Below are 23,819 nucleotides of genomic sequence, written 5' to 3'. Positions count from 1 at the left end.
GAACCGGCACGGCGGCCCCGACCCGACGCCACCAGCATCGGGTCGGGGCCGGCGAGCTGGGTCGTCCCGGTGACCCCAGCGACCGGCCGCCCGGTCGGCACGCGACCCTCCGGTTGTTCCTGCGCGGATGCTGCCCAGTTCCGAGCGATCCGGTCACCGTCGGGCGTCGACGATCTCGTCCAGCACCTCCTCGACGCGCTGGGCGCCGACCGTCACGGAGAAGACCCGGTCGTAGTACTCCCGGCCGGTCTGGCCGAGCATGTCGAGCTTCTCCCGGCCGAGGGCACAGATGTCCCTGATGGCGTCGGCGATCGCCTCGGGGTCGCCCGGCCGGGCGGTGAAACCCGCGCCGCTGTCGACGGCGACCGCTGCGGCGTCGCCCTCCACCGCGACCAGCAGGGCGCGCCCGGCGGCGAGGATGGACTGCACCTTGCTCGGCATCGTGTACGCGGACATGCCTCCCGGGCGCAGGCTCACGTAGTGCGCGTCCCCGGTCGCCATCAACGCGGGCATCCGGTCCCGGGGTAGCTGCCCGAGGAAGCGGACGTTGCGGGCACCGGAGCGCGCTGCCCGCCGGCGCAACCGTTCCTCGGTGGTGCCGGTGCCGGCGATCAGGCACACCAGCTGTGGATCGGCGACCCGGGCACACGCCTCGACCAGCGAGTCGAGTGCCTGTGCCTCGCCCAGTGCACCGGCATACACCAGGACGACCTGATCCGGACGGAGGCCGAGTTCCGCGCGCAGGTCGCCGGAGGCTGTCCTGATCGTCTCGTCCGCCCAGACCGGGACGTGCACGAGCTTCGCCGGCGGGACGCCCCGGCTGGCGAGCACGTCACCGGCGCTGGGCGAGACGTAGGCGACCCGGGCCGCGCTGCGGTACATCGCGCCGCACCAACCGGCCATACCCCGCTCGATGCGGCGAGACACCGGGTCGGCGCCGAGAAACCCGGCCGCCGCCGCACTGTCCGGCCAGACGTCGAGCACATGCAGCAGCACCGGTACCCGATGGACGTACCGGGTGAACCACATCGGCAGCGCGACGGTGATCGGCGAGTTGCCGACCCAGAGGGCGTCGAGTCCGCGTAGCGCGTCCGTGCCGGAGATCAACGCGGAGGCGGCGAAGGACCCGTAGTTCGCCAGCCGCCGCAGCGCCGAGCGGTCGTGGCTCGGGTAGAGGGCCACTCGGCGGATCCGTACCCCTGACTCGATCTCGTCCCGGCGGCGGGCCAGTTGGTAGCCCGGCGCCAACCGACCGGTCGGATAGTTGGGCAGGCCGGTGAGCACCCGCACGTCGTGCCCGCGACGGGCCAACTGCCGGGCCAGCATTCCGGGGAGAGCGGCAGGGCCCGGCTCCGGATCGAACCACTGGGTGAGCAGGCCGATACGCATCTTCCTCACCTCGCCGGAGCGCCGGAGCGGGAACCGATCAGCGTTCGTACCGGTGCGAACTCGCCGTCGGTCCACCACAGCGCGGTCAACGACGCGGCCAGGTCGTACGCCGGTTCCCAGCCGAGGACCCGCCTGCTGCGAGCGAGGTCGGCGCACATCCAGGGTACGGCTGCCGACCGGCCGGCGTCCGGCGCGAAGCTACCGTCACGGATCCCGCCGGTGAAGCCGGCGATCTCGGCCAGCAGCCGGACGACGTCGCGCGTCGCCACCGCCCGCCCACTGCCCACGTTGAAGATCCGCTCAGGCCGTGGTCCGCAGCGGACCGCGGCCAGTACCGCCGCCGCCACGTCGCGTACGTCGACGAAGTCGCGGTACGTGTCGTGCAGGCCGACTTCGATGTCGGGGGCGCCGGTGGCGACCGCCGCGCTGATCAGGGCCGTAACCCGACACAGCACGTTGCCCGGTGGCATGCCGGGCCCCACTGGGTTGAACACCCGCAGCACCATTGCGTCGATCCGATCGGCCGCGCCGGCAAGGTCCGCCAGTCGGGTGGCCGTCAGATGGCTGATCCCGTACTCGCCGACCGGCACGCCGGCGTACTCCTCGTTGACGGCGGCTCCCTGCGGCACGGCACCGTACTCGGCCGCTGAACCGATCCGGATCAGTCGGCTCCCCGGTACGGCGGACGCCATCGCTTCGATCAGTTTCGCGGTCGCGACCACATGTGCCTGCACGAAGTCGTGGCCGGACCCGACGATCCGGCCGGCAGCCAGCACCACCACGTCCGGTTGTTCCTCGGCGACCAGCGCGGTGAGCTCCGGCAGGCCGGTCGCGACGAGATCGCACTCCCGGCGGGCCAAGGGGCGCACCGGCACGTGCGGAGCCAGCACCGCATGGATGTGGCGACCCAGGAAACCGCTGGCTCCCAGCAGCAGGACTCGGCTCATCGGTGGTTCGCGTCATCCGTCACGCATGGAACCTTGGTGCCCACCGGCCAGCCACGATCAGCAAGATTTGCCATGTAGTACGCATACCACTATGTAAACCTCAATATACGAACTTTATCGCGTAAAGTGTACATCTGGTCGGACAAGAACCGACCTCAAGTTTACTTCGCGAGAAAGCACTCCTCGACACTTATGCCCGAGTATGGTCGCTTTCGACGAGATCCCAGGTCCCCGAGGGCAGCCCGACGGGAACACAGGACAGGGGCAGATGTGACATGTCCTCGCTAGCGGACAGACGATTCCTGATCACCGGCGGCACCGGTTCCTTCGGCCAGACGATGGTCTCCCGGCTGCTCGACGCCGGCGCCACGGAGGTACGCGTACTCAGCCGAGACGAGTCCAAGCAGGACGCCATGCGGCACCGTCTCGGTGACGACCGCGTCCGCTACTACGTCGGCGATGTCCGGGACTACGACAGCGTGATCAAGGCGGCCCGCGGCATGGAGTTCGTCTTCCACGCGGCAGCTCTCAAGCAGGTACCGTCCTGCGAGTTCTTCCCGCTCGAGGCGGTCCGGACAAACGTGCTCGGCAGCGCGAATGTGGTGGACGCGTGCGAACGCGTCGGCGTCGAGACACTGGTGCTGTTGAGCACCGACAAGGCGGTCTACCCGGTCAACGCGATGGGGATGACCAAGGCGTTGATGGAGAAGGTGGCCCAGGCGCACTCCCGAAACAACCCCGTCGCCCGGACCCGGGTCTGCTGCGTGCGCTACGGCAACGTTATGTGCTCACGCGGTTCGGTCATTCCACTGTTCATCGATCAGATCCGACGGGGCGGCCTGCCGACCGTGACCGATCCGACGATGACCCGCTTCCTCATGTCACTGGCCCAGTCGGTCGATCTGGTGGAACACGCGTTCCGCCACGGGCAACCGGGTGACGTGTTCATCCGCAAGGCGGACGCCTGCACGATCGGCGACCTGGCCACGTCGTTGTGCAACCTGTTCGGGGTGCCGGCCAAGTTCAACGTCCTCGGCATCCGGCACGGCGAGAAGCTGTACGAGACGCTCGCCAGCCGGGAGGAACTGGCCCACGCCCAGGACCTGGGCGACTTCCTGCGGGTGCCGGTGGACAGCCGCGATCTGAACTACGCCCTCTACTTCGACGAGGGCGACGTCGACCGCGGCGCAATCGCCGACTTCAACTCGCACAACGTCCGACGGCTGTCGGTCGCCGAGATCGAGTCGCTCCTGCTGACCCTGCCCGAGGTACGCGCACAGATCGACGCCCACGCGGCGGCGGCGGTAATGGCATGAGCGCCGCGACCGACGACGGCGAACGCGGCGACCGGGTACCGCGACGGCGAAGCGACGTCCACCGCGAGTCGGCTCCACCGGCCCAGCGGGTCGTCGTGCTCGGCGCCACCGGGATGCTCGGCCACGCGCTCCTGCGTGAACTCGGCGGCGACCCGTTGCTCGACGTCCACGGAGTCGCCCGCGCCATCGGCGACCGGGCCCACCTCTATCCGGCAGCCCTGCTCGCCAGGATCACACCGGACATCGACGCGACCCGCTTCGGGCAGGTCCGGCAGATCCTCCACGAACTACGACCCGACGTGGTGGTCAACTGCGTGGGGGTCATCAAACAACGCCCCGACGTCGAGGACTCGGTGCACACCGTGACGCTCAACGCACTGCTGCCGCACGTGCTGGCCGAGACCTGCGCACAGATCGACAGCCGGTTGATCCACGTCAGCACCGACTGTGTCTTCTCCGGCCGTCGGGGCGGCTACGTCGAGACCGACCTGCCGGACCCGACCGACCTGTACGGACGGTCCAAGCTGCTGGGTGAGGTCACCGCCGGCACCGCGCTCACCCTGCGTACCTCGATCATCGGACACGAGCTGACGACGAACCGCTCGCTGGTCGGCTGGTTCCTATCCCAGCGAGGCGACGTCCGTGGCTTCACCAGGGCGATCTACAGCGGCGTGCCGACCGTCGAGTTCGCCAGGCTGCTCCGCACGGTGGTCCTGCCCAACCGCGAGCTGACCGGGCTGCACCACGTGGCCGCCGAGCCGATCTCCAAGTACGACCTTCTCCGCCTCGTCGCCGAGGTGTACGGGTGGCCGGGCGAGGTGATCCCGGACGGCGAACTGGTCTGCGACCGGTCGATGCGCGCCGACACGATCGCGCGGATCACCGGCTACCGTCCGCCGAGGTGGCCGGAGATGATCCGGGCGATGTACACGGCGCGGACCCGCTGGGCCAGTGAACAGACCGAGCTGGACCGCCAGAACGTCCCGGTCTGACGGCGGACCAACCTGACAACCGGCAGCGGCGAGCCTGCCGCCGGAAGCCAAAGGACATCACGTGGTGAACCGTATGGGCCCGGTGGGCCTTCTCGTCGGCGCGGCCGGGCTTGTGGCGGCCACCACAGTTCTCGCCGTGAACGAACCGTTGATCGCCGGCGTGACGGTGCTGGCACTGCTGCCCGTCGTCGCCCGAGGCGTGGACGGCTGGCGGTGGCTGCTTGCCTTGACGATGACTCTGCTGGTCTGTGCCTCGTCCAACATCGCGCCGTTGGTCGACGCGAGCTTTCACTGGCGGTTCGTCGCGGTCGGTGCCCTGGTCGTCTGGGGGCTGTGCCTGCCCAGCGGCACGAAGACGTCGACCGACCCGTGGACGCGGGTATTCCTCGCGGCCCTCTGGGCGATCGCCGGACTCGCCACGCTGAGCGCCACCTGGTCCGTGGTCCCGATGGAGACACTGCCACGCGGGTGCGCGCTGCTCCTGCTGGCCGCTCTGGTGCACCTGGTGATACGGCGGCGGTGGCCCGACCGCGATGTGATGATGGCCGATCTCCGGACCATCTACGTGGTCCTCAGCCTGTCCACCGTGGTCAGCCTCGGCTACGGGATCAGTGACGGCACCCTCGGTTCGACAATCTCCGGCAGCACCCGCTTCGAGGGCGTGTACAGCAATCCCAACATGCTCGGTATGGTCTGTGCGCTGACGATACCTCTGGGGTGGGCGGCGTACCGACGCTCCGGTCGGCGCGCGGATCTGCTCGGAACTCTGCCGGCCGCCGGCCTGCTCGTGCTGTCCCAGTCGCGCACCGCGCTCGTCGCCGTGCTCCTCGGCGCCCTCTGGGTCGTGCTGCGCCACGGCCTCGGCCCGCTGCTGCAGCTGGCGGCCGCAGCGGCCGGTGCTCTGCTGGCGGCATACCTGTTCAACCTGCTGCCGGCGGTCCTCGGGTCCAGCTGGATCCAACAGTTCGCCGGACGGTTCACCGGCCAGAACGACCTCTCCAACGGTCGCACCGACATGTGGCAGGCAACCGTCGACCTGTGGTGGCAGAACCGACCGGCGCTGGGCTTCGGGTACGCGTCCCGCGACGACCTGTCCGAGATCGCCCAGTACGACGAGCTTCTCGACGTCGGGGTAGGCGTGGTGCACAACAGCTACCTCCAACTGCTGCTGGAGTTGGGCCTCGCCGCCGCCGTACCGTTGGTGTTGCTGCTGTTGGCCGCCGCGAACGCGGCGCTGCGGGCCCCGGTGAGGCAAGCCAACTCGGGTCTGGTCTGGCTCATCGTCACCGGTCTGCTGATCCAGGTCACCGAGTCGGCCATGTTCGGCACCGGGCAGACCTACCCGTACGTGTTCTGGCTGGCCGTGGCCGCCGTGCTGCTGCACCTACCGGCCGATCACGCCGCCCACGTCCGCCAGCTCCGGGCCACCCGCAGCCGCGAAGCCACCGGTCAGCGGGACCTGGCCCGGCTGCGGTCGGCCCCGCCATCGCGGGCCACGAAGGCACTCACCCGGTCGCGCCAGGCCCGGTGATCGAACGAGCCACGGGCCCGCGACCGGGCCGCACGGCTCATCGCCGACCAGTCCTCGTCGCGCAGCCGCAACGCACGCTCGATCGCCCGCCGGACGTCGTCCGGTCCGTTGCCACCGAGCACCAACCCCTCGATCCCGTCGTGCACGTAGCTGGGCAGGTCGCTGGTGTGGTTGAGCATCACCGGGCAACCAGCGGCCAGGCTCTCCGGCACCTTGGACGGGAATCCGTTGGCCGCGTACCCGCCCGTCGGTCGGACCAGCATCGAGAAGTGCGACCGGCCGAGCAACGTCAGTACGGTGTCGCGCGGGACCCGGCCGAGGAAGGCGACGTCGGCCGACACCGCGTCCAGCACCGCGACGTCGAGATCGGAACGCGCGGCGGCGTCGTCGCGGGACACGCCGGCGATGGTGAGGCTGACCCGCCGCTGGTCAGACGGCGAGAGCCGCCCGATCCCACGCAGAATCACGTCGAGCATGTCCTTACGTCCGGGGGTCCCCGCGTACAGCAGCCGTAGTCCGTCGCCCAGCGACGGGGGGCGCGCCGGCGCGAACTCGTCGCAGTCCACCTGCGGCGGAACCACCAGCACCTGCAGTCCGTGCCGCCGCAGGTAGGCGGCGAGTGTCGTGGAGACCGCCGTCGCCCGATCGACCAGACGCGTCGCCAGGAACGTCGACCAGCGGTGCCGGACGTAGTAGGGGGCCAACCAGCCACGCCGGAACTGTCGCCGGTCGTGCCGCTCGCTGGCGTCCACCACCACCGGGCAGCGCAGCGCGAGCCGCAACACCGCCCAGTTGCCGACGGTCATCATCGCCATCGGCAGCAGCACCACCGACACGTCGCCCCGGCCCACGTCACAGCGGTGCAGCGCCCGTAGCACCCGGACCGGGCGGGCCACCCGCGCCGACAGCCGGGCGAGGCGGTTCGCGCCCCGGACCCGCAACGTGACCAGGTCGACGCCGGCTACCTCACCCGAAGGGGGCGGGTAGGCCAACTCGCAGGGCCAGTCGTTGACGACGAGTGTCCGGGTGCCCGCACCGGCGGCACACCGGGCGAGCTGCAGCAGGCGGTTCGACGTGGCGTCGCCGTGCGGAAACGCGTACGCGCCGATCAGGAGCGGTCGGGCCGAGTCGGCCCGACCGGACCGGTCGGTACGGCCATCCGGCCGTCCGGCCGCTGCCGGGTCCTGACCGACCACCATCGTCTGGTCATCCATCTGTCTCACCGTTCCGAGTCGATCGGCAGCCGACCTCTGCTGCTGGGTACGCCGACAACTGGCCGCCGACGCGGCGACGCGTGACGCCGGTAGATCGCGAGATGCGTGGCGGCCGCCGTGTCGATGGCGAAGACACTGCGGCTGAAGCGGTCGACCGCCATGGCGGGATCGGTCGTCGCGGTGTACGCGGCGGCGGCGAGCACCGCGTCGGCCCACACCCGGGGCGCCGCGTCGGTGTCGACGATCGTCACCCCTGGCAGGTGTCCGTCGATGAACCGCACGCCCGGCAGGTCGGCGGCGACGGTGCCGATCCCCAGCGCGACCGGTTCCAACACACCGCCGGGCAGCCCTTCCAGGCAGGACGGGTGAACGACGACGTCGGCCTGTCGCAGCAGGCCGCCCACGTCGTCGCGGGCGCCGAGCAGATGCACCCGGTCGGCGACCCCGACGGCGGCCGCCGCCGCACGGACCCGCGCGTCGTCCGCCGGGTCACCGGGGCCGACGAGTACGGCGTGTACGGTCACGCCCCGGGCGTCCAGCGCCGCCACGATCGGCGGCAGAAGCCACCGCCGTTTCTCCGGCGAGGCCCGGCCCACGCTCAGACAGACCAGCCCGTCGACTCCGGCGCCGACGAGGGCCCGCAGGTCGTCGAGGCTGGGTTGGCACAGCCGGTCGAGGTCGAGTCCGTTGAGGACCACTTGGCAGCGAGGATCGTCGGCCCAGTCCCGACCGAGCCCGAAGGTCAACGAGCTGGGTGAGACGCCGAGAATGTCCGTGGCCGACATCCTGAGCAGCCGGCCGAACAGCCAGCGGGAGACCCGCCGACGCAGGCTCCGGGGCTGGTTGTCGTCGCCCCGGAAGTGGGCCACCCGCCCCGGCACACCAGCGAGCACGGCGAGGCTGAGCACGACCCCTGAGAAGTTCCCGCAGTCCACGTGCACCACGTCCGGCCGCAACTGGTGCAGCAGACGACGGAACCTGCTGGGAAACCGCAGGTCGAGCGGTACGGCGGTGATCGACCCGCCATGACGGCGGACCATCGGGGCCAGCGGTCCCGGACCGACGCGGGCGTTCAACGTCACCAGGTGCACCTGCACCCCGGCGGCGGCCAGCCGGGGCAGCAGTTCGGCCGTGCGCATCTCGGTGCCGCCGAAGTTCAGCTCACCGACCACCCGCAGGACCCGCAGCCGGCCGCCGGGTGGGCCCGGTGGGCCGCAACCGCTCGCGTCAACTGTCGACCCGGACACGGTGTCTCCCTTCACTCGGCATGTCCCGATCCACCGGCGGGGGCACCACACGGCCAACCGGAACGTGCACGTCACCGTCCGCCGGAGCGGTGGCGCTGCGCGGCACCGCAGCGGCTGCGTCCCGATCGGAACGCGGTTGGCTGGCGCGCAGCGCGCCGCGGTATCCGACGGCGGCCGCCGGCACCATCGTGACCAGGTAGGCGACACAGGCCGCCACCGGCACGGCGACCAGGCCGACACGGTGCAGGCCCCAGACCTTGAGTCCGGTCGCCAGCACCAGGAACGACGCCCAGCCGACGAACTGCGGTCGGAGCAGACCGATGCTGTTCTGCACCAGGAACAGCGGCGACGTGACCGCCACCAGCAACGACCAGCAGGCGAGCCCGGCCAGGACGGTGACCGGGACCGCCGCCGTGTCGACCCCACCGATCCACAGCTCGACCAGCTGACGACCCCAGCAGACCAGCAGCGCTCCGGTCGATCCGACGACCAACCCGTAGAGCAGCACCATGCGTCGGGTGTGCCGGCGCACCCAGGCCACCTCACCTCGGCTCAGCGCCGCCCCGTTGACCGGCCAGAGCGTCATCCCGACGAGACCGACGAAGACCGAGAGGACTCCGAAGAGCTTCACCACGACCGCGTAGTGAGCGGCGACGCTGAGCCCCAGGACGTTGGCCACCAGTGGGCTGTCGACGTTGAGCGCGATCGACGACATCGTGGTGAGAACGAAGAACCGCAGACCCAGCCGGAGCAGCCCGCTGGCGGTCGCCCGGTGGACGAGCGTCGGGCCCGGCCGTTTCGCCGGCTGTTGCAGCCCGAAGTAGACCACGGCGTTGAGCAGATTGGTCAGTGGTACCACCAGCACCGCACAGGCGATGACCGCCAACGGGCTCCACCCCGCGGCGATGGCGAGCAGCACCGCGGCCATGGAGACCAAGGCCGCAGCCGACTGCCAGACGCTGCTCTGCACGACCTGGCCACCGGCGTACTGCACGCGTTGGATCAGGGACAGCGGAATGTTGACCGCGAACGCCCCGAAGCAGAGCAGGACCAGGGTGGGCACCTCCCCGGCGATCGTCGGATCGTCGACGCTGAACAGCCTGTCCCACGGGACCAGCGGAGTGATCAGGACGAGCCCGCAGAGCAGAGCGAGCGCGACGACGCCGACGGTGGCGAAGGCGCTGGAGATCTCTCTGGCCTGTTGCCGCACATCGTCGGCAAGGTGGCTGAGGCGGGTGAGCAGTCCGTTGCCGAGCCCCAGGTCGGCGAACCAGGCCATCCCGGTGAGCGCGGTGACCGCCATCCACAGGCCGTACCGCTGCTCGCCCAGATACCGGAAGCAGGCCGGGGTGATGACCAGCGGAGCGGCCATGCCGATCCCCTTGGCCGCCATCGCGGCCGCGATCCCCACCGTGACGGTGCGGTCCCGGGTCGCCGCCCGGGTCACCGCGGTGGGGCGGGATCGACGTCCAGGCGCCGGGTCATCCACTCGACGGTTGCCCGGAGCCCGTCCGGGCGGGCGACCGGGGCCACGTCCGGGAACAGTTGCCGCAGGGTGGCGTCGTCGGCCAGGGAGTGCGCGACGTCACCGACCCGCGGTGGCGCGTACTCGCGGGCAACCGGCCGTCCGAGCAGCGCTTGGAGTTCATCGAGGACCTGGAGCAGGCTGGCCCGGTCCCCGAACGCGAGATTGACCGGATGCCGGTGGTGCACCCGTCGGCGCAGCGCGTCGAGGACGACCTCGCAGACAGTACCGACGTAGGTGAAGTCGCGCGACTGGGTGCCGTCGCCGTGCACCACGACCGGCTCGCCACGCAGCGCCGCGTACGCGAACCGGGGGATCACGGCCGCGTAGGCGTGGTCGTGCCGCTGTCCCGGGCCGAACACGTTGAAGAACCGCAGGGCCAGCGTCGGCAACCCGTACGACGCCTGATGGGCCAGGGCGTACGCCTCCGTGGCGAGTTTGCTGGCCGCATACGGACTCATCGGGCGGGTCCAGGTCAGCTCGGTCTTCGGCAGCACCGGATTCATCCCGTACACCGACGACGACGACGCGACCAGTACGTGACCCACGTCGTGCCGGCGCGCGGCCTCGAGGACCATCAGGGTGCCGGTCGCGTTCGCGTGGTGGGAGGCCACCGGGTCACGCAGGGACCGCGGCACGCTGGGCAGCGCGGCCAGGTGGACCACCGCCTCCCGGCCGGCCATGGCGGCGTCCAACGCCGCCGGATCCAGGATCGACCCCTCGACGACGTCGACGTCCAGCCCGGTGAGGTTGCCACGCAGCCCGATCGACAGGTCGTCGAGGACGGTGACCTCCTTCACGGCCGGCTCGGCCAGCGCGGCGCGAGCCAGGTTCGATCCGATGAAGCCGGCCCCACCGGTGATCAGAATGCGCATGGAAACCCCTCGGTCTGTGGCCCGACGACCTGTACACCGAGCGAACGAGCACTTCCGTAACGGGTGATTAGCGGAATTTGTCCGAAATAGCGGAGCGCCATCGGCACACCGTCCGCACGCACCCACCGAACGGCTCATCGCGCTGACGCAGAGCCGACCTAAACCGCCTCCCACCTGCGAAAACGCGCACAGTGACAGCATCGTCGCGCAGCCGCTACGGAGGTGTCCAGGTGACCGACCTGATCGTCTACCGGTCCAACGCCCTGATGTCCATCAGATCCCGCTTCGACGGCACCCAGGACCTGGTGATGCCGGCCAACCTGGCGTACGTCGAGGCCATGGTCGGCATGTGGCACTCCGGCCTGCCCCAGGTCGCCCTGGTGCCGTCGACCGCGACCGACACCCAGGTGTGGCCGGTCATGTCCGCCGTCGGCACCAGGATCCACGACACCTCCGACGACAACTGCCCGATCAACACCGGCTGGTCGTACGTCGGCGGCAACCACGGGTACAACGTCGGCATCCAGACCGCCGTCGCCGGTCACGGCAAGACCACCGCCGACGTGGGCTCGCGGTGGACCGACGGCATCCGCGTCTTCACCCTGCTGGCCATCGTCAACCCCAACAGCCTGCTGTTCGGCGGCCCGTACACCATCGTCGACGGGATCACCCAGGCGGTGCGGGTGAGACCGGCGACGGCGCTGACCCATGTCGCGGGAGCGACCAACCGCAGCACCGTACCGATCACCGGGCTGACCCCGGACGTGCAGATCCGCCCGGCAACCCACTCGCACACGGTGGTCGTCGAGCTCGACGGCCGGCCTGTCCCCGACGGACGCAACGTCGGCCGGGAACTACGGATCCGGGAGTCGTACGTCATCCCCTCGTACCGGGGAATGATCGACACCGCACAGGCGAACATCGGCACGCCGATCGCCACCATCATGTCCCGGATCCCGCCACTGTGCCGGGTCGACAACGTCTACCGCTGGTCGACCGGCGGGCTGCTGGTCACCCAGACGGTGACCGCCCTGGACCGGTTCAACCTCAACGCCGGGGTCACCCAGTGCGCGGCGCTGACCGCGCCGACCGGCGGCAGCCGCCGACAGTTCATGCCGAACGTCGGCACCGCCGGCGCCCTGAACTGGTCGACGTGGGCGAACATCGACACGCTCACCGCGCTCACCGACTTCACCCCGGCGACGCTGCTCGACCCGCTGACGCCAGCGACCAGCATGACCCAGTGGGCGGTCAGCAGCACCGGCGTGCAGCAGTGGGGCATCGCCGTCGGACTGCTGCCGACCGACGACGGAACGCCCTCGATCCGGGCCCGGAACACCACGACGAAGGGCTGGTTCATCAGCTCCAGCCTGAAGAAGAACTACCCGCAACTGGTCTGGGGGCGCACCCTGTCACCCGGACAGTCGGTGACCGGGACCGGGTACCGGCGCTACCTCGCGCCGCCTTCCGCGGCCACCGAGATCGTCGTGTCGACCGGCAGCGACGACTTCGTGATCATCGAACGGATCGGCACCGCCACCCAGGCCCAGATGGCGGCACCACAGCTGGCGCACCGGACGCTGGTGCCGGCCGGACCGACCAACATCGCGGTGCCGCAGCAGGTCGCCAACGACGGCATCGCGTACGGCGCGCTGGTCTCCCCCGGCTACGGAATGTGGCGTGCCGAGCCCGACCAGGCCAGTCCGCAACCGCTGCCCGGGGCGACGTACGGGGTCGGCAGCTACTTCCTGCCGCTGGCCGGGCCGACCCAGACCACCACGTACACCGGCGCGTTCCAACGGCTCCTGCTGTTTCCGGTGTATCTGGCCGAGGCCACCCCGGTCGACCGGGTATGCCTCGAGGTGACGGCGGCCGGCACCGGGGTGGTCCGACACGGCGTGTACGCCCACGACCCCACTTCCGGCCGACCGGCCACCGGCGGCCCGATCGCCGAGTTCGGCGTGCTCGCCGTCACCGCGGTCGGAGTCAGGGAATCGGTGCTGGGCACACCTGCGGAGCTGCCCGCCGGCTGGCACTGGTACGGGCTCGTCTGGCAGACCACCGCCACCACCGCACCGACGCTGCGGACCAGTGGCGTCGGCGGTGCCACGGCGCTGAACCTCGGCACCTCCCCCGAGGCGATGTCCGGTAACCGCTTCGGTTACGAGGTGCCTGACACGGCCGGCGTTCTCGGCCCGATCACAGTCGGCGGGGTACACCAGTTCCCGCCGCCACGGGTCGCCTACCGGCGGGCCTGACGGCGGCAGGCCGGCCTCAGCCGGTGGTCACCCCGTAGATCCGCTTCATCGCCTCATGCTTGGCCGGGACCGGAAGATGCCCGATGCCCAGCGACTTCGCCCGCAGCCGCTCGAGGTACTCGTCCGTGGTGCGCAGCGGTCGCGCCGGCACCCCCGCCGCCACCGTGTTGTCCGGGATGTCACGGGTGACGACCGAGCCGGCCCCGATGACACACCGGTTGCCGATGCTGACCCCGGCGAGAATCATCGACCGCATCCCGATGTAGACGTCGTCTCCGATGGTGATCGGTGCCGTCCAGTCCAGGTCGGGATAGTCCTTGCGCAGGATCAGGGTGCCACCGTCGTGCGTCACGAACTGCACCTCGGAGGTGACGTACACGTTGTCGCCGATGGTGATCAGCCACGGCTCCGATCCGAACATCGCCCGGCTCACCCCGTAGAACCTGACCCGCCCGGTCAGATTCACCCCGAGGGACCTGACGAACGCCTCGGGATCGCGGGTGGCGGCCAGATGGTCCAGCACTCGTCGAACGATCGCTCGCACACCTCAGCCAACGATCCGGCGGCGACGAAGGTGACGAGGAGTCCGCCCGACACCCTCAGCCACAGAAGTGACGGGCGTGGTCGAGCACGTTGAGTTCCCGCGTCTGCTGGCGCCATTGCCGGTACCGCCGCCCGGCGAGTTCCTTCGCCTCGATGCGTTGCGCCGGCGTACGGTCGGCCAGCTGGTCCACCACGCCGGCCAGCGCGGTCACCGTCGCCGGCTCGACCACCACACCGCCCGCGTCGCGGATCAGGTCACTGAACGGCGTCTGGCCGGAGCAGACGATCGGGCAGCCGGACGCGAGACTCTCCAGGATCACGTGGCCGTAGTTCTCCCCCAGCGTCGGGAAGAGGAAGGCGTCGTACCCGCTGAAGGCCGGCAGCACCTGCTCCGCCGCAAGTTCGCCCAGGTAGCGGACCCGGACGTGGCCGGGCATCGTGGCGATGAGCTGACGACACCGCGCCCAGTACTGTTCGTCCTCCAATGGGCCGAAGATGTCGAACTGGACCGGCCGGGTCGCGCCGGCCACCGCACCCAGCGCCACCACCAGGTTCTTCATCGGCGAGATGCGCCCGACGAAGACCAGCCGCAGCGGTCCGTCGTGCGGCACGACCAGCGGAGCGGGCCGGTCCGGGATCGGGCACTCGTTGCCGTTGACCATCACCCGCGCCCACGGCATGTTCGACCGGACCTGGTTCTCCTCCAGCCAACTGCACGCGTGCCAGCGCACATCGAGTCGGCGCAGCACATGCGCCCACATCGCCAGGAAGAGCCGCTTCTTGCCCCGCTTGATGGCCAGGGCACCGGGTGACAACTCGCCGCGCGGGGCGAGCAGGACCGCCCGTACCCGCAGCAGGCGAAGAGCCACCGCGACTATCGCCACCACGGAGAACGGCGACCAGAGGCTGTTGACGTACAGCAGGTCGACCGGGCGTGCCCGGACGTGCCGGGCCAGTCGGATCCAGTGCCGAGGGTCGATTGGGTTCAGGTAGAAGACGGCGCAGCGGGCGTCGCGCCGCGCCAGCCGACCGGACAGTCCGGGGTACGGCACCGACGAGTGCAGATCCCGGTCCCGGGTGACCAGAGTGACGTCGAGATCATCGGGCAGGGTCCTCAGGATGAAGCTCAACGAGCGGATCGGGCCGCCGCCACGAAAGCCCGGCTCGAACACCCCGGCCGTCGCGAGGATCCGGTACGTGGTGACGACGGTGTCGAACCGCACCGCCTCGTCCCGCGCTGCCGGCGCCGTCACCGGCGCAGCCCGGCCCAGTCGTGGTGTCGGCGGACGGTGGACAGGACGAAGTCGACCACCCGCCGCGAGGTGTCCGGCACCTGGTAGTCCGCCGGACACGGCACCCCACCGGCGGCCACCTGCTCGACAGTGACCCGGACCGCCTCGATCACCCCGGTCGGGTCCAGCCCGGTCATGATGATGCCCCCGGCGTCCAGCGCCTCGGGCCGCTCGATCGCCTCCCGCAGGGTCACCGCCGGGAAGCCGAGGATCGCGGCCTCCTCGCTGATCGTCCCGCTGTCGGACAGCGTGCACCGGGCGGCGCGCTGCAGGCTCACGTAGTCGAACAGCCCGAACGGCTCATGGAAGGTGATGCCGTCGAGGCTGGCCGGATCGGTGGCCAGCGCCTCCAGCCGGTTACGGGTACGCGGATGGGTGGAGACCAGCACCGGCAGCCGCCACTGGTCGCGGACCGCCCGCAGACAGTCGAGCAGCCGGTGCAGCCGGTCCGGCCGGTCCACGTTCTCCTCGCGGTGGGCGCTGACGACGAAGTACCCGCCGGGGGTCAGCCCGAGCTGGTCGAGCACGGTGGAGCCGGCGATGTCCGCCCGGTAGTGCTCCAGCACCTCGCGCATCGGGGAGCCGGTATGCAGGATCCGGCGCGGATGCAGGCCCTCGGCGAGCAGGTTGCGCCGGGCGTGTTCGGTGTAGGCCAGGTTGAAGTCGGAGACATGGTCGATCAGTCGCCGGTTCGTCTCCTCCGGCACGTTGAGGTCGAAGCACCGGTTGCCCGCCTCCATGTGGTAGACCGGCACCCGCATCCGGCGGGCCATCAGCGCGGCGATACAGCTGTTGGTGTCCCCGAGCACCAGCAGGGCGTCGGGCCGGTACTCGGTGATCGCCTCCTCGACGCCGACCAGCACCCCGCCGAGCACCCGGCCCAACGAGGTGGTGTCGACGCCGAGGGAACGATCCGGTGGGCGCAACCGCAGCTCTTTGAAGAAGACCTCGGAGAGGTACGTGTCCCAGTTCTGCCCGGTGTGCACGAGCACGTGGTCGACTGTGCGGTCCAGCCGGTCCATCACCCGGGAAAGCCGGATGATCTCCGGCCGGGTGCCGACGACCGTCATCACACGGGTCATGCCTGAGGCTCCTGTCCGCCTGCCCGCACCCGCGCGGTTGGCGTCACCAACGGCGGAAACAGGGCCACTTCACGCAGATCTCAACGAAAACACCTGCGCGAAGTTGCGGGACCGACAGAACCGTGACTCACCACGCGGCGGCTCAGTGGCCGACCCCGAGCTGACCGGCGAGGGTCCCGTGGATCCGAGCGCTGGACTGGTTGAGTTCGATGATCTCGACGTCTTTGCCCCGGCTGGCGTACTTGGTGCTGATCGCATCGAGGGCGGCGACGGACGAGGCGTCCCAGACGTGGGCGTGGGTCATGTCGATGATCACCCGGTCCGGGTCGCCGGCGTAGTCGAACTGGTGGACGAGGTCGTTGCTGGAGGCGAAGAAGAGCTCGCCGTGCACCGAGTAGATCCTGGTGGTCTCGTCCGGGTCGAGCACACTGGTCACCTCGACCATGTGCGCCACCCGGCGGGCGAAGATCACCATCGCGGTCAGCACCCCGAAGATGACGCCGATCGCCAGGTTGTGCGTGATCAGCACCGCGGCGACGGTGAAGGTCATCACCGCGAGTTCGCCCCACGGCATCCGCCGCAACGTCGCGGGGGCGACGCTGTGCCAGTCGAAGGTCGAGACCGCGACGATGATCATCACGGCGACCAGGGCGGCCATCGGGATCCGGGCGACGACGTCACCGAGCGAGACCACCAGGATCAGCAGGAACACGCCGGACAGGAACGTCGACAGCCGGGTCCGGGCACCGGCCGCCTTGACGTTGATCATCGTCTGGCCGATCATCGCGCAGCCACCCATGCCGCCGAAGAAGCCGGTGACGATGTTCGCCACCCCCTGTCCCCACGATTCGCGGGTCTTGTTGGAACCGGTGTCGGTGATGTCGTCGACCAGCTTCGCCGTCATCAGCGACTCCATCAGCCCGACCAGGGCGATTCCCAGGGCGTACGGGGCGATCACCTGCAGAGTGGCCACGGTGTACGGGATCTGCGGCAGGCCGAGGACCGGCAGGCTGTCCGGCAGCGCGCCCTGGTCACCGACGGTCGGCACCGCGAAGCCCGCGACGACGGTCACCACGGTCAGCGCCACGATCGCCACCAGCGGGGCGGGCACCGCCCTGGTCAGCCGGGGCAGCACGACCATGATCACCAACGCGACGGCGACCATCGGGTAGACCAGCCACGGCACCCCGATCAGGTAGGGCACCTGGGCGGCAAAGATCAGAATGGCGAGCGCGTTGACGAAACCGACCATCACGCTGCGTGGAATGAACCGCATCAGTTTGGCCACCCCGAGCACCGCGAGCAGCACCTGCAGCGCCCCGCCGAGGATCACCGCCGCGATCAGGTAGTCGAGCCCGTGGTCACGCGCGAGCGGGGCGACGATCAGCGCGATCGCCCCGGTCGCGGCCGAGATCATCGCCGGCCGACCGCCACAGATCGAGATGGTGACGGCCATGGTGAACGAGGCGAACAGACCCACCCGGGGGTCGACCCCGGCCAGGATCGAGAACGAGATCGCCTCCGGGATCAACGCGAGGGCGACGACCAGACCGGCAAGGGCCTCGGTGCGGAACACCTTCGGCGACGACCACGACGGGCGGAACAAACGCGGCCGAAACACCGCAGGGGAGAACGCAGACATACAGCCTTTTCCGATCAGGCACGCCGCAGGCGCGCAGGTAACTTGCGGTAACGAGCAGGCCAGCGGCGGCCCCGGCGATCGTGCCGGCGATTCCGACACGCCCACGATGACCCGGGAAGATGACCTGATTGTTTCCGGGCGTCGTCGCCCGAGAAACGGTTCCGCCACCGCCCGGCGGTGTGCGCACGGGCGGACAGGGGTGACTCTACCCTCGCGGAAGAGTAGCCAGCCGACAGACCCGCAGTGGTGATCGTCACCGACGCCGCAGCAGAGCCGCCGACCTGCCGGGCCAACGACGACGTTGCCCGGATCCGCTCAGCGATACCCTTACCCGATCGCATTTCAAAGGTGGCGAAGGAGGCGAGCCGGCGGCGATGAGTCCCCGTGAGCTGATGCAGATCGGCGAGGTGGCCGAGCGGACCGGGCTCAGCCTCCGGACGATCCGCTACTACGAGGAGGTCGGCATCGTCGAGCCGTCGGCGCGCAGCCAGGGCGGCTTTCGGCTGTACACCGATGACGACGTGGACCGGCTAAGGGTTGTCAAGCGGATGAAGCCACTGGAGTTCACCCTGGAACAGACCCGCGAGCTGCTCGGCATCCTCGACCGGCTGGCCGATCCCGGCCCTCAGCCGACCGATCCCGAACGAACGGCACTGCTGGTGAAGCTGCGGGAGTACCACGCGGCGGCGGACACCCGGAAGGCGGCGCTGCAGGCGCAGTTGGCCACGATCAGGGAGTTCAGCGCCGATCTCGCCCGGCACCTGGATCCCGCGGGCTCCGCGCCGACGCGTCAACCCACAGTCACCGACTGACCCCGCCGGGGCCCCTCGGCCAGCTCAGGTAGGAGTCGGTCAGGCTGCCGGCGCCGGCTCCAGACCCGGCGGATCCAACGCTGCGAGCTCCGCCTGCGGCAACGCCCAGACCTGCTGCCAGCGACGCGGCGAGGGCAGGCTGTCGTCGTACCGTTGGATCTCGAACACGATCGAACCATCGTCATACCGATGCCGATCAGCGCTGATCGTCCGGCTGGTGCCGTCCGTCAGTGTCACGACGTAACGTCGCACTTCACTCCTCAAAGAACTTCTGGCACGGACGCCGACTCGTACGGTCGACGCCGCAGGACCGTACCGTTACCTGTCGAACCACCAGTTGCCGGCCCGCCGTTGCCGCGCCGGAGCAAAGATCCGACGACGGTGTTAGCCGCACCACTGGGTGCCATGCCCCAGACTACTCACCCGTTAGCTTCGAGGCGGTGACCAGCAACCGCGCTACCGCGCCACCGGCATCCTCCCCCACACCACCGGTGCGTTTCCACGGCTGGCGCATCGCCGCGTACGCCAGCGTCGCGCTCGCGATGACGGCTCCCGGCCAGACCCTCGCCGTGTCGGCGTTCATCGACCCGATGATCACCGAACTGGGAATGACCCGGGCGGCGGTCTCCACCGCGTACCTGATCGGCACCCTGACCGGCGCCGCCACACTTCCCGCCATCGGCATCGGCATCGACCGGTACGGCGTACGCCGCTGCATGGCGATCATCGGCGCGGTATTCGGCACCGTACTGATCGCGCTCTCGCTGGTGACCGAGATCGTCGGTCTCACCGCCGGCTTCGTCGGCATCCGGCTCGCCGGCCAGGGCGCCCTCGGGCTGGCCGCCACCACTGTCACCGCGCACTGGTTCCTGCAGCGGAGGGGCACCGCCCTCGCGGTCGTCTCCGCGGGCGGCGCCGCCGGCATCTCGCTGGCCCCCGTCCTGCTCGAACGGCTCATCGCGCTGCAGGGCTGGCGCACCGCCTGGCTGATCGAAGGGCTGGCGGTATGGGCCATCGTGATCCCGATCGCCCTGCTCGGCATCCGCGACCGGCCGGCCGACATCGGGCAGCACGTCGACGGCCGGTCCGACGTTGGGACCGGCGCGGACAGCGGTCCGGTCGGCGTCACCCGGGCCGTCGCCCTACGTACGCCGTACTTCTGGGTGCTGGCCGCCGCGGTCGCCACGGCCGGCATGCTCACCACCGCGGTGGGCTTCCACCAGATCAGCCTGCTCGCCGAACGCGGGCTGAGCACCACCGCGGCCGCGGCGAACTTCCTACCGCAGACTGTCGCCGGCCTGGTCGCCACGCTCGTCGTCGGCCCGATCGTCGACCGCCGGCACCCGCGCGCCCTGCTGGCGGTGGCGATGGCCGGCCTCGGCACCGCGCTGGTCTGGGCCACTGTCATCACCCCGGGCTGGTCCGCCATCGGCTTCGGCGTCGCCATCGGCGCGGCCTCCGCCGCGATCCGCACCGTCGAGACGGCCCTGACGCCCCGACTGTTCGGCACCACGCACCTCGGCGCGATCCGGGGCGCGCTCACCGCGATCAACGTCGGGTCGACCGCCTTCGGTCCGCTGCTGTTCGCCCTGGTCCACGACGCCACCGGCCGCTACCAGGCCGCGTTGCTCGGCTGCGCCGCGTTACCGGCGGTGGTCGGAACCGCCGCGCTGCTCACCGCGCTGCCCACACCGCCGGACGGACACGAGGTGAGCGGTGCTCCTCTCCCGTCAGGGTAGAGTCTTCGGGTTGCCCTGCCGGCACCGCCGGCGCGCCCGAAGCCCCGGAAGGTGAGCTGATCAGCGTGACGGCCGACCACGACCTCCCCGGCGACGGCGATACGGAGATTCAGGCTGAACAGGCGTACCTCGCCACCGCCCGGGCAGCGTTGGCGGCGATGCGACATGAGGTCACCAGCACGTCGACACCGCAGGTCGCCTCCGAGGACTCCGACGAGATCTGGAACAACACCGTCTACGAGCTAGCCCGCGCCCGGCGCGCGGCCGATCTCGCCGAACTGCCCGACGTACCGCTGTTCTTCGGTCGCCTCGACTACGAGCCCGGCACCGTCTACGCCGACGCCGACGCCGACGCCGACGCCGACAGCGACCGGATCCACATCGGCCGGCGCAACGTACGCGACCAGACCGGCCATCCACTGGTCATCGACTGGCGGGCCCGGATCGCCACCCCGTTCTACCGCGCGACCAGCAAAGACCCGCAACGGGTACGCGTGCGCCGCCGGTACGGCTTCTCCGACGCCGCCGAGCTGACCGCGTACGAGGACGAGCCCCTCACCGAGCCGACCGCCCCGGACGCGACGGCGTTCGGCACGACCCTGCTCACCACGGAGATCGAGCGGCCCCGGTCGGGGCCGATGCGCGACATCGTCGCCACCATCCAGCCCGAACAGGACGAACTCGTCCGCGCCCCACTGCATCCCACCATCTGCGTCCAGGGCGCACCCGGCACCGGCAAGACGGCCGTCGGCCTGCACCGCCTCGCCTACCTGCTCTAGACCTCGCCCAACCGGCTCACCAATGGTGTCACCGTCGTCGGACCCAACCGCTCGTTCCTGTCGTACATTCGCCACGTCCTGCCGTCCCTCGGCGAGATCTCGGTACGGCAGACCACGATCGAGGAGCTCCTCGGCCGGGCGGACGCCGCCCACGACGATCCCGACGTGGCCACGGTCAAGGGCGACGCCCGGATGGCGGCCGTGCTGCGCCGGGCGCTGTGGTCCCAGGTCGGCTCGCCGACCGAGGACCTGGTCTACGTCAGAGGTGGCTCCCGCTACCGGGTCGCCGCGTCGCGCATCGCCGACATCATCGCCGACCTACGCACCGGCCCTCGCTACGACGCCGGGCGCCACGCCCTACCCCAGCGGATCGCCCATCTGGTCCTCGTGCAGCTGGAAAGTCGCGGCGCGACCCCCGACGACCGGGACCAACGTTCCGTCGCCGCCTCCACCCAGGTCAAACGGTACGTTAACGGCCTGTGGCCGAAGCTCACCGCCGATCAGGTGTTGTTCCGGCTGCTGTCCGATCCGGTGTTTCGCCACTCCGCCGCAGACGGCGTCCTCTCCGCCGAGGAGCAGGCGGTCCTGTCGTGGCGCAAGCCGCCACGCTCGGTCAGGTCCGTCCGCTGGAGCGTCCACGACGCCGTCCTGCTCGACGAGCTCGCCGACCTCATCGAGCGCACCGGATCGATCAGCCACCTCACCGTCGACGAGGCGCAGGATCTCAGCCCCATGCAGTGCCGGGCACTCGGCCGCCGCTGCGCCAACGGCTCACTGACCATTCTCGGCGACATCGCCCAGAGCACCAGTCCCTGGGCGGTCGACGACTGGGCCACCCTGCTGGCGCACCTCGACAAGCCTGAAACGAGGATCGCCGTGCTCGACCGCGGTTTCAGGGTCCCCGCCGAGATCCTCGACTACGCCGCCCGACTGCTGCCGCGCATCGCTCCCGGCCTGGCCGCACCCACCTCGGTGCGGCACAGCGCCGGATCGCTGCGGATCACCCGGACGACGGCACAACACCTACCTGACGAGGTGGTCGTCGCCTGCCAGGAGCGGCTCGACCAACCCGGCTCGGTCGGCGTGATCGCGGCCGACGCCGCCATCACCACCATCCATGGCCAGCTCTGCCGTGCCGGGCTCAGCGCCGGCCTGCTGGGCGACGACGACGCGCCCGAAGGTGCCCGGCTGGTCTGCGTACCGGCCAGCCTCGCCAAGGGCCTCGAGTTCGACGCGGTGATCGTGACCGAGCCCGCCGAGATCGTCGATGCCGAAGCGCGCGGCCTGCACCGGCTCTACGTCGTCCTCACCCGCGCGGTTACCAGTCTGCATGTCATCCACAGCGGGCCGCTGCCGCAGCCGCTGGACGCCGAGCCGTAGGTTGACCGGCGGTCCTGATCCGCTCCGACCCCATCCGGGCGGGGCGTCGCAAGGGGATTCCGGATCTGGTCCGCGACCTCGGCACCGCGGCCAGGGTGCCGACCATGGACAACCTCTCGGCCGGTCTACGGACTGCCGATCGCCGCCACGATCGACCGGACGATGGTCTGGCCCGGTCGATCCACAGGGTCACCGCTACCACAAGCGACGGGCCTGACCAGGTTGGACGAGCAGAGACTCGACGAGCGCCGTTTGATGTGGTGGCAGCACGCAGCTCCCGGCGGAACGAACTGACAGGTTTACTTTCTGTTTGCATCGATTAAAGTTCAGGACGATCCACCGAAAGATGTAGACACCTCGATCCTAAGTCGGTTAACCTCTGACCTCACTGAGGCGTTTCGGCGAGGTAACCAACGGCGTGGTCACCGCGATCGGGCGCCGTCGGACGGGGACGGCCCCCGCCCGACGGCGGCACCTCACCGGGGCCGTGGCACCCCCCGGGACCAGCAACGCGCCGACTGGCGCGCCCCCACCAATCTCGCATCCCTCCAGGATCCCCGGATCCCCGTATGTCCAATCAGGACACCGTGAAAGGTCTGCCGGACATGCCAGTCACAAGTACCGGTCGCGGCGAACCCGCTCGCCGCACCAGACCACGGACCCGCCGAAGCCGAGCCGCCACCGCCCTGGCCGCCACGGCCGCCATCTTGTTCAGCTCCACTCTGGGCGCCGTACCGGTCAGTGCCCGCCCCACCGACGGGTCCCCGCCCGCGCAGCGCGACAACCAGGTACTCACCTGGACGGCGGGCAACGACGTCTCGTCCTACACCTCGGCACCGGCGACCGCCGTCGCCGGGCCGACCACCCTGGTGTTCGAGAACAGCGCCGCGACCGGCAACACCACCGGGATGCAGCACACCCTGACCTTCGAGACCGGCGACCCCACGTACAACCGGGACATCGACGTCAACATCCTGGCCGATCCGTTCGACGCCAACGGTGGACGCTGGTCGAGGGAGGTGGTGCTGACCCCCGGCACCTACCGCTACTTCTGCGCCATCCCCGGACACGGCACGATGAACGGCGTCCTCGTCGTCAGCGACGAAGGTGGCGGCGACACCACCGCGCCGACGGCGACCGCGTCGCTGTCCGGCCCCCTCGACGAGGACGGGGCCTACGTCGGGACGGCCACCGTCACCCTCACCGCCACCGACGACCACTCCGGCGTCGACACCATCGAACACTCCCTCGACGGG

19 protein-coding genes and 1 pseudogene are annotated in these 23,819 nt (G+C 70.1%); 9 read left to right on the top strand and 11 right to left on the bottom strand.

Annotated elements, in window-relative coordinates; all coding sequences use genetic code 11:
* Positions 1-153: 153 nt before the first annotated feature.
* Together ACFHVL_RS25940 and ACFHVL_RS25935 are read right to left on the bottom strand one after the other, a co-directional pair.
* Positions 154-1,389, bottom strand: a complete 1,236-nt coding sequence (locus ACFHVL_RS25940) for a glycosyltransferase family 4 protein (protein ID WP_416631053.1) — start codon at positions 1,387-1,389, stop codon at positions 154-156.
* Between the two features lie 5 nt (positions 1,390-1,394).
* Positions 1,395-2,336: an NAD-dependent epimerase/dehydratase family protein gene (locus ACFHVL_RS25935; RefSeq protein ID WP_416631052.1), complete on the bottom strand. Its 942-nt coding sequence runs from the start codon at positions 2,334-2,336 to the stop codon at positions 1,395-1,397.
* A 275-nt stretch (positions 2,337-2,611) separates the two neighbouring features.
* Between ACFHVL_RS25935 and ACFHVL_RS25930 the strand changes: the two genes are divergently transcribed.
* The 3 genes from ACFHVL_RS25930 (at position 2,612) to ACFHVL_RS25920 (ending at position 6,175) form a co-directional block, all read left to right on the top strand.
* On the top strand, positions 2,612-3,652 hold the full coding sequence (locus ACFHVL_RS25930) for a polysaccharide biosynthesis protein (RefSeq protein ID WP_416631051.1): 1,041 nt from the start codon (positions 2,612-2,614) through the stop codon (positions 3,650-3,652).
* Positions 3,649-4,644 carry a dTDP-4-dehydrorhamnose reductase family protein gene (locus tag ACFHVL_RS25925; protein WP_416631050.1) on the top strand — a complete coding sequence of 332 codons (996 nt, stop codon included), beginning with the start codon at positions 3,649-3,651 and terminating at the stop codon, positions 4,642-4,644. The genes ACFHVL_RS25930 and ACFHVL_RS25925 overlap by 4 nt, the downstream gene beginning before the upstream one ends.
* A gap of 136 nt (positions 4,645-4,780) precedes the next feature.
* Positions 4,781-6,175: an O-antigen ligase family protein gene (locus ACFHVL_RS25920; RefSeq protein WP_416631049.1), complete on the top strand. Its 1,395-nt coding sequence runs from the start codon at positions 4,781-4,783 to the stop codon at positions 6,173-6,175.
* Here the strand turns inward: ACFHVL_RS25920 and ACFHVL_RS25915 are convergent.
* The 4 genes from ACFHVL_RS25915 to ACFHVL_RS25900 are packed head-to-tail and all read right to left on the bottom strand — an operon-like array spanning position 6,094 to position 11,036.
* Complete coding sequence (locus ACFHVL_RS25915; RefSeq protein ID WP_416631048.1) at positions 6,094-7,389, bottom strand: glycosyltransferase; 1,296 nt, start codon at positions 7,387-7,389, stop codon at positions 6,094-6,096. The genes ACFHVL_RS25920 and ACFHVL_RS25915 overlap by 82 nt on opposite strands.
* Positions 7,390-7,394: 5 nt before the next feature.
* Positions 7,395-8,636 (bottom strand): glycosyltransferase, encoded by a 1,242-nt coding sequence (locus tag ACFHVL_RS25910; RefSeq protein WP_416631047.1) that lies wholly within the window; start codon positions 8,634-8,636, stop codon positions 7,395-7,397.
* The gene (locus tag ACFHVL_RS25905) at positions 8,617-10,083 is read right to left on the bottom strand and encodes a lipopolysaccharide biosynthesis protein (protein WP_416631046.1); all 1,467 of its coding nucleotides are present in this window, start codon (positions 10,081-10,083) and stop codon (positions 8,617-8,619) included. Before ACFHVL_RS25905 ends, ACFHVL_RS25910 begins: the two co-directional genes overlap by 20 nt.
* Positions 10,080-11,036 carry an NAD-dependent epimerase/dehydratase family protein gene (locus tag ACFHVL_RS25900; RefSeq protein ID WP_416631045.1) on the bottom strand — a complete coding sequence of 319 codons (957 nt, stop codon included), beginning with the start codon at positions 11,034-11,036 and terminating at the stop codon, positions 10,080-10,082. Before ACFHVL_RS25900 ends, ACFHVL_RS25905 begins: the two co-directional genes overlap by 4 nt.
* Before the next feature lie 230 nt (positions 11,037-11,266).
* Here ACFHVL_RS25900 and ACFHVL_RS25895 point away from each other — a divergent pair, with 230 nt between their 5' ends.
* The gene (locus tag ACFHVL_RS25895) at positions 11,267-13,294 is read left to right on the top strand and encodes a hypothetical protein (RefSeq protein WP_416631044.1); all 2,028 of its coding nucleotides are present in this window, start codon (positions 11,267-11,269) and stop codon (positions 13,292-13,294) included.
* A gap of 16 nt (positions 13,295-13,310) precedes the next feature.
* On the opposite strand, the gene ACFHVL_RS25890 is transcribed toward ACFHVL_RS25895, so the two are convergent.
* The 4 genes from ACFHVL_RS25890 to ACFHVL_RS25875 all read right to left on the bottom strand — a co-directional run bounded on the left by ACFHVL_RS25890 (position 13,311) and on the right by ACFHVL_RS25875 (position 17,853).
* Positions 13,311-13,817, bottom strand: a complete 507-nt coding sequence (locus ACFHVL_RS25890; RefSeq protein ID WP_416631043.1) for an acyltransferase — start codon at positions 13,815-13,817, stop codon at positions 13,311-13,313.
* Between the two features lie 76 nt (positions 13,818-13,893).
* Positions 13,894-15,090: a glycosyltransferase gene (locus ACFHVL_RS25885; protein ID WP_416631042.1), complete on the bottom strand. Its 1,197-nt coding sequence runs from the start codon at positions 15,088-15,090 to the stop codon at positions 13,894-13,896.
* The gene (gene wecB, locus ACFHVL_RS25880) at positions 15,087-16,211 is read right to left on the bottom strand and encodes a non-hydrolyzing UDP-N-acetylglucosamine 2-epimerase (RefSeq protein WP_416631041.1); all 1,125 of its coding nucleotides are present in this window, start codon (positions 16,209-16,211) and stop codon (positions 15,087-15,089) included. Before wecB ends, ACFHVL_RS25885 begins: the two co-directional genes overlap by 4 nt.
* Positions 16,212-16,353: 142 nt before the next feature.
* Positions 16,354-17,853 carry a SulP family inorganic anion transporter gene (locus ACFHVL_RS25875; RefSeq protein ID WP_416631040.1) on the bottom strand — a complete coding sequence of 500 codons (1,500 nt, stop codon included), beginning with the start codon at positions 17,851-17,853 and terminating at the stop codon, positions 16,354-16,356.
* A 374-nt stretch (positions 17,854-18,227) separates the two neighbouring features.
* Here ACFHVL_RS25875 and ACFHVL_RS25870 point away from each other — a divergent pair, with 374 nt between their 5' ends.
* Positions 18,228-18,665, top strand: coding sequence for a MerR family transcriptional regulator (locus ACFHVL_RS25870; protein WP_416631039.1), 438 nt, complete (start codon positions 18,228-18,230; stop codon positions 18,663-18,665).
* A 39-nt stretch (positions 18,666-18,704) separates the two neighbouring features.
* On the opposite strand, the gene ACFHVL_RS25865 is transcribed toward ACFHVL_RS25870, so the two are convergent.
* Entirely contained in the window at positions 18,705-18,833 is a 129-nt protein-coding gene (locus tag ACFHVL_RS25865; protein WP_416631038.1) for a hypothetical protein, read from the bottom strand.
* Positions 18,834-19,105: 272 nt separating this feature from the next.
* On the opposite strand from ACFHVL_RS25865, the gene ACFHVL_RS25860 reads away from it, so the two are divergent.
* From ACFHVL_RS25860 to ACFHVL_RS25845, 4 genes and pseudogenes are all read left to right on the top strand, one after another.
* The gene (locus ACFHVL_RS25860; RefSeq protein ID WP_416631037.1) at positions 19,106-20,404 is read left to right on the top strand and encodes an MFS transporter; all 1,299 of its coding nucleotides are present in this window, start codon (positions 19,106-19,108) and stop codon (positions 20,402-20,404) included.
* A 65-nt stretch (positions 20,405-20,469) separates the two neighbouring features.
* Positions 20,470-21,183 carry a hypothetical protein gene (locus ACFHVL_RS25855; protein ID WP_416631036.1) on the top strand — a complete coding sequence of 238 codons (714 nt, stop codon included), beginning with the start codon at positions 20,470-20,472 and terminating at the stop codon, positions 21,181-21,183.
* 165 nt (positions 21,184-21,348) lie between these two features.
* The gene (locus tag ACFHVL_RS25850; protein WP_416631035.1) at positions 21,349-22,563 is read left to right on the top strand and encodes a HelD family protein; all 1,215 of its coding nucleotides are present in this window, start codon (positions 21,349-21,351) and stop codon (positions 22,561-22,563) included.
* A gap of 605 nt (positions 22,564-23,168) precedes the next feature.
* Positions 23,169-23,819 (top strand): annotated as a pseudogene (locus ACFHVL_RS25845) (hypothetical protein); the annotation flags it as partial.

The organism is Micromonospora sp. LOL_023, from assembly GCF_048060115.1.
In the GTDB taxonomy this organism is placed as follows: Bacteria; Actinomycetota; Actinomycetes; order Mycobacteriales; family Micromonosporaceae; genus Micromonospora_E.
This window is presented reverse-complemented; position numbering and strand designations above follow the sequence as displayed.

What these genes read in the sequence shown, in the direction of transcription:
- ACFHVL_RS25875 (WP_416631040.1), bottom strand. Translation starts at nt 17,853, where the DNA reads ATGTCTGCGTTCTCCCCTGCGGTGTTTCGGCCGCGTTTGTTCCGCCCG.
- ACFHVL_RS25930 (WP_416631051.1), top strand. Translation starts at nt 2,612, where the DNA reads ATGTCCTCGCTAGCGGACAGACGATTCCTGATCACCGGCGGCACCGGT.
- ACFHVL_RS25870 (WP_416631039.1), top strand. Translation starts at nt 18,228, where the DNA reads ATGAGTCCCCGTGAGCTGATGCAGATCGGCGAGGTGGCCGAGCGGACC.
- wecB (WP_416631041.1), bottom strand. Translation starts at nt 16,211, where the DNA reads ATGACCCGTGTGATGACGGTCGTCGGCACCCGGCCGGAGATCATCCGG.
- ACFHVL_RS25935 (WP_416631052.1), bottom strand. Translation starts at nt 2,336, where the DNA reads ATGAGCCGAGTCCTGCTGCTGGGAGCCAGCGGTTTCCTGGGTCGCCAC.
- ACFHVL_RS25925 (WP_416631050.1), top strand. Translation starts at nt 3,649, where the DNA reads ATGAGCGCCGCGACCGACGACGGCGAACGCGGCGACCGGGTACCGCGA.
- ACFHVL_RS25940 (WP_416631053.1), bottom strand. Translation starts at nt 1,389, where the DNA reads ATGCGTATCGGCCTGCTCACCCAGTGGTTCGATCCGGAGCCGGGCCCT.
- ACFHVL_RS25900 (WP_416631045.1), bottom strand. Translation starts at nt 11,036, where the DNA reads ATGCGCATTCTGATCACCGGTGGGGCCGGCTTCATCGGATCGAACCTG.
- ACFHVL_RS25915 (WP_416631048.1), bottom strand. Translation starts at nt 7,389, where the DNA reads ATGGATGACCAGACGATGGTGGTCGGTCAGGACCCGGCAGCGGCCGGA.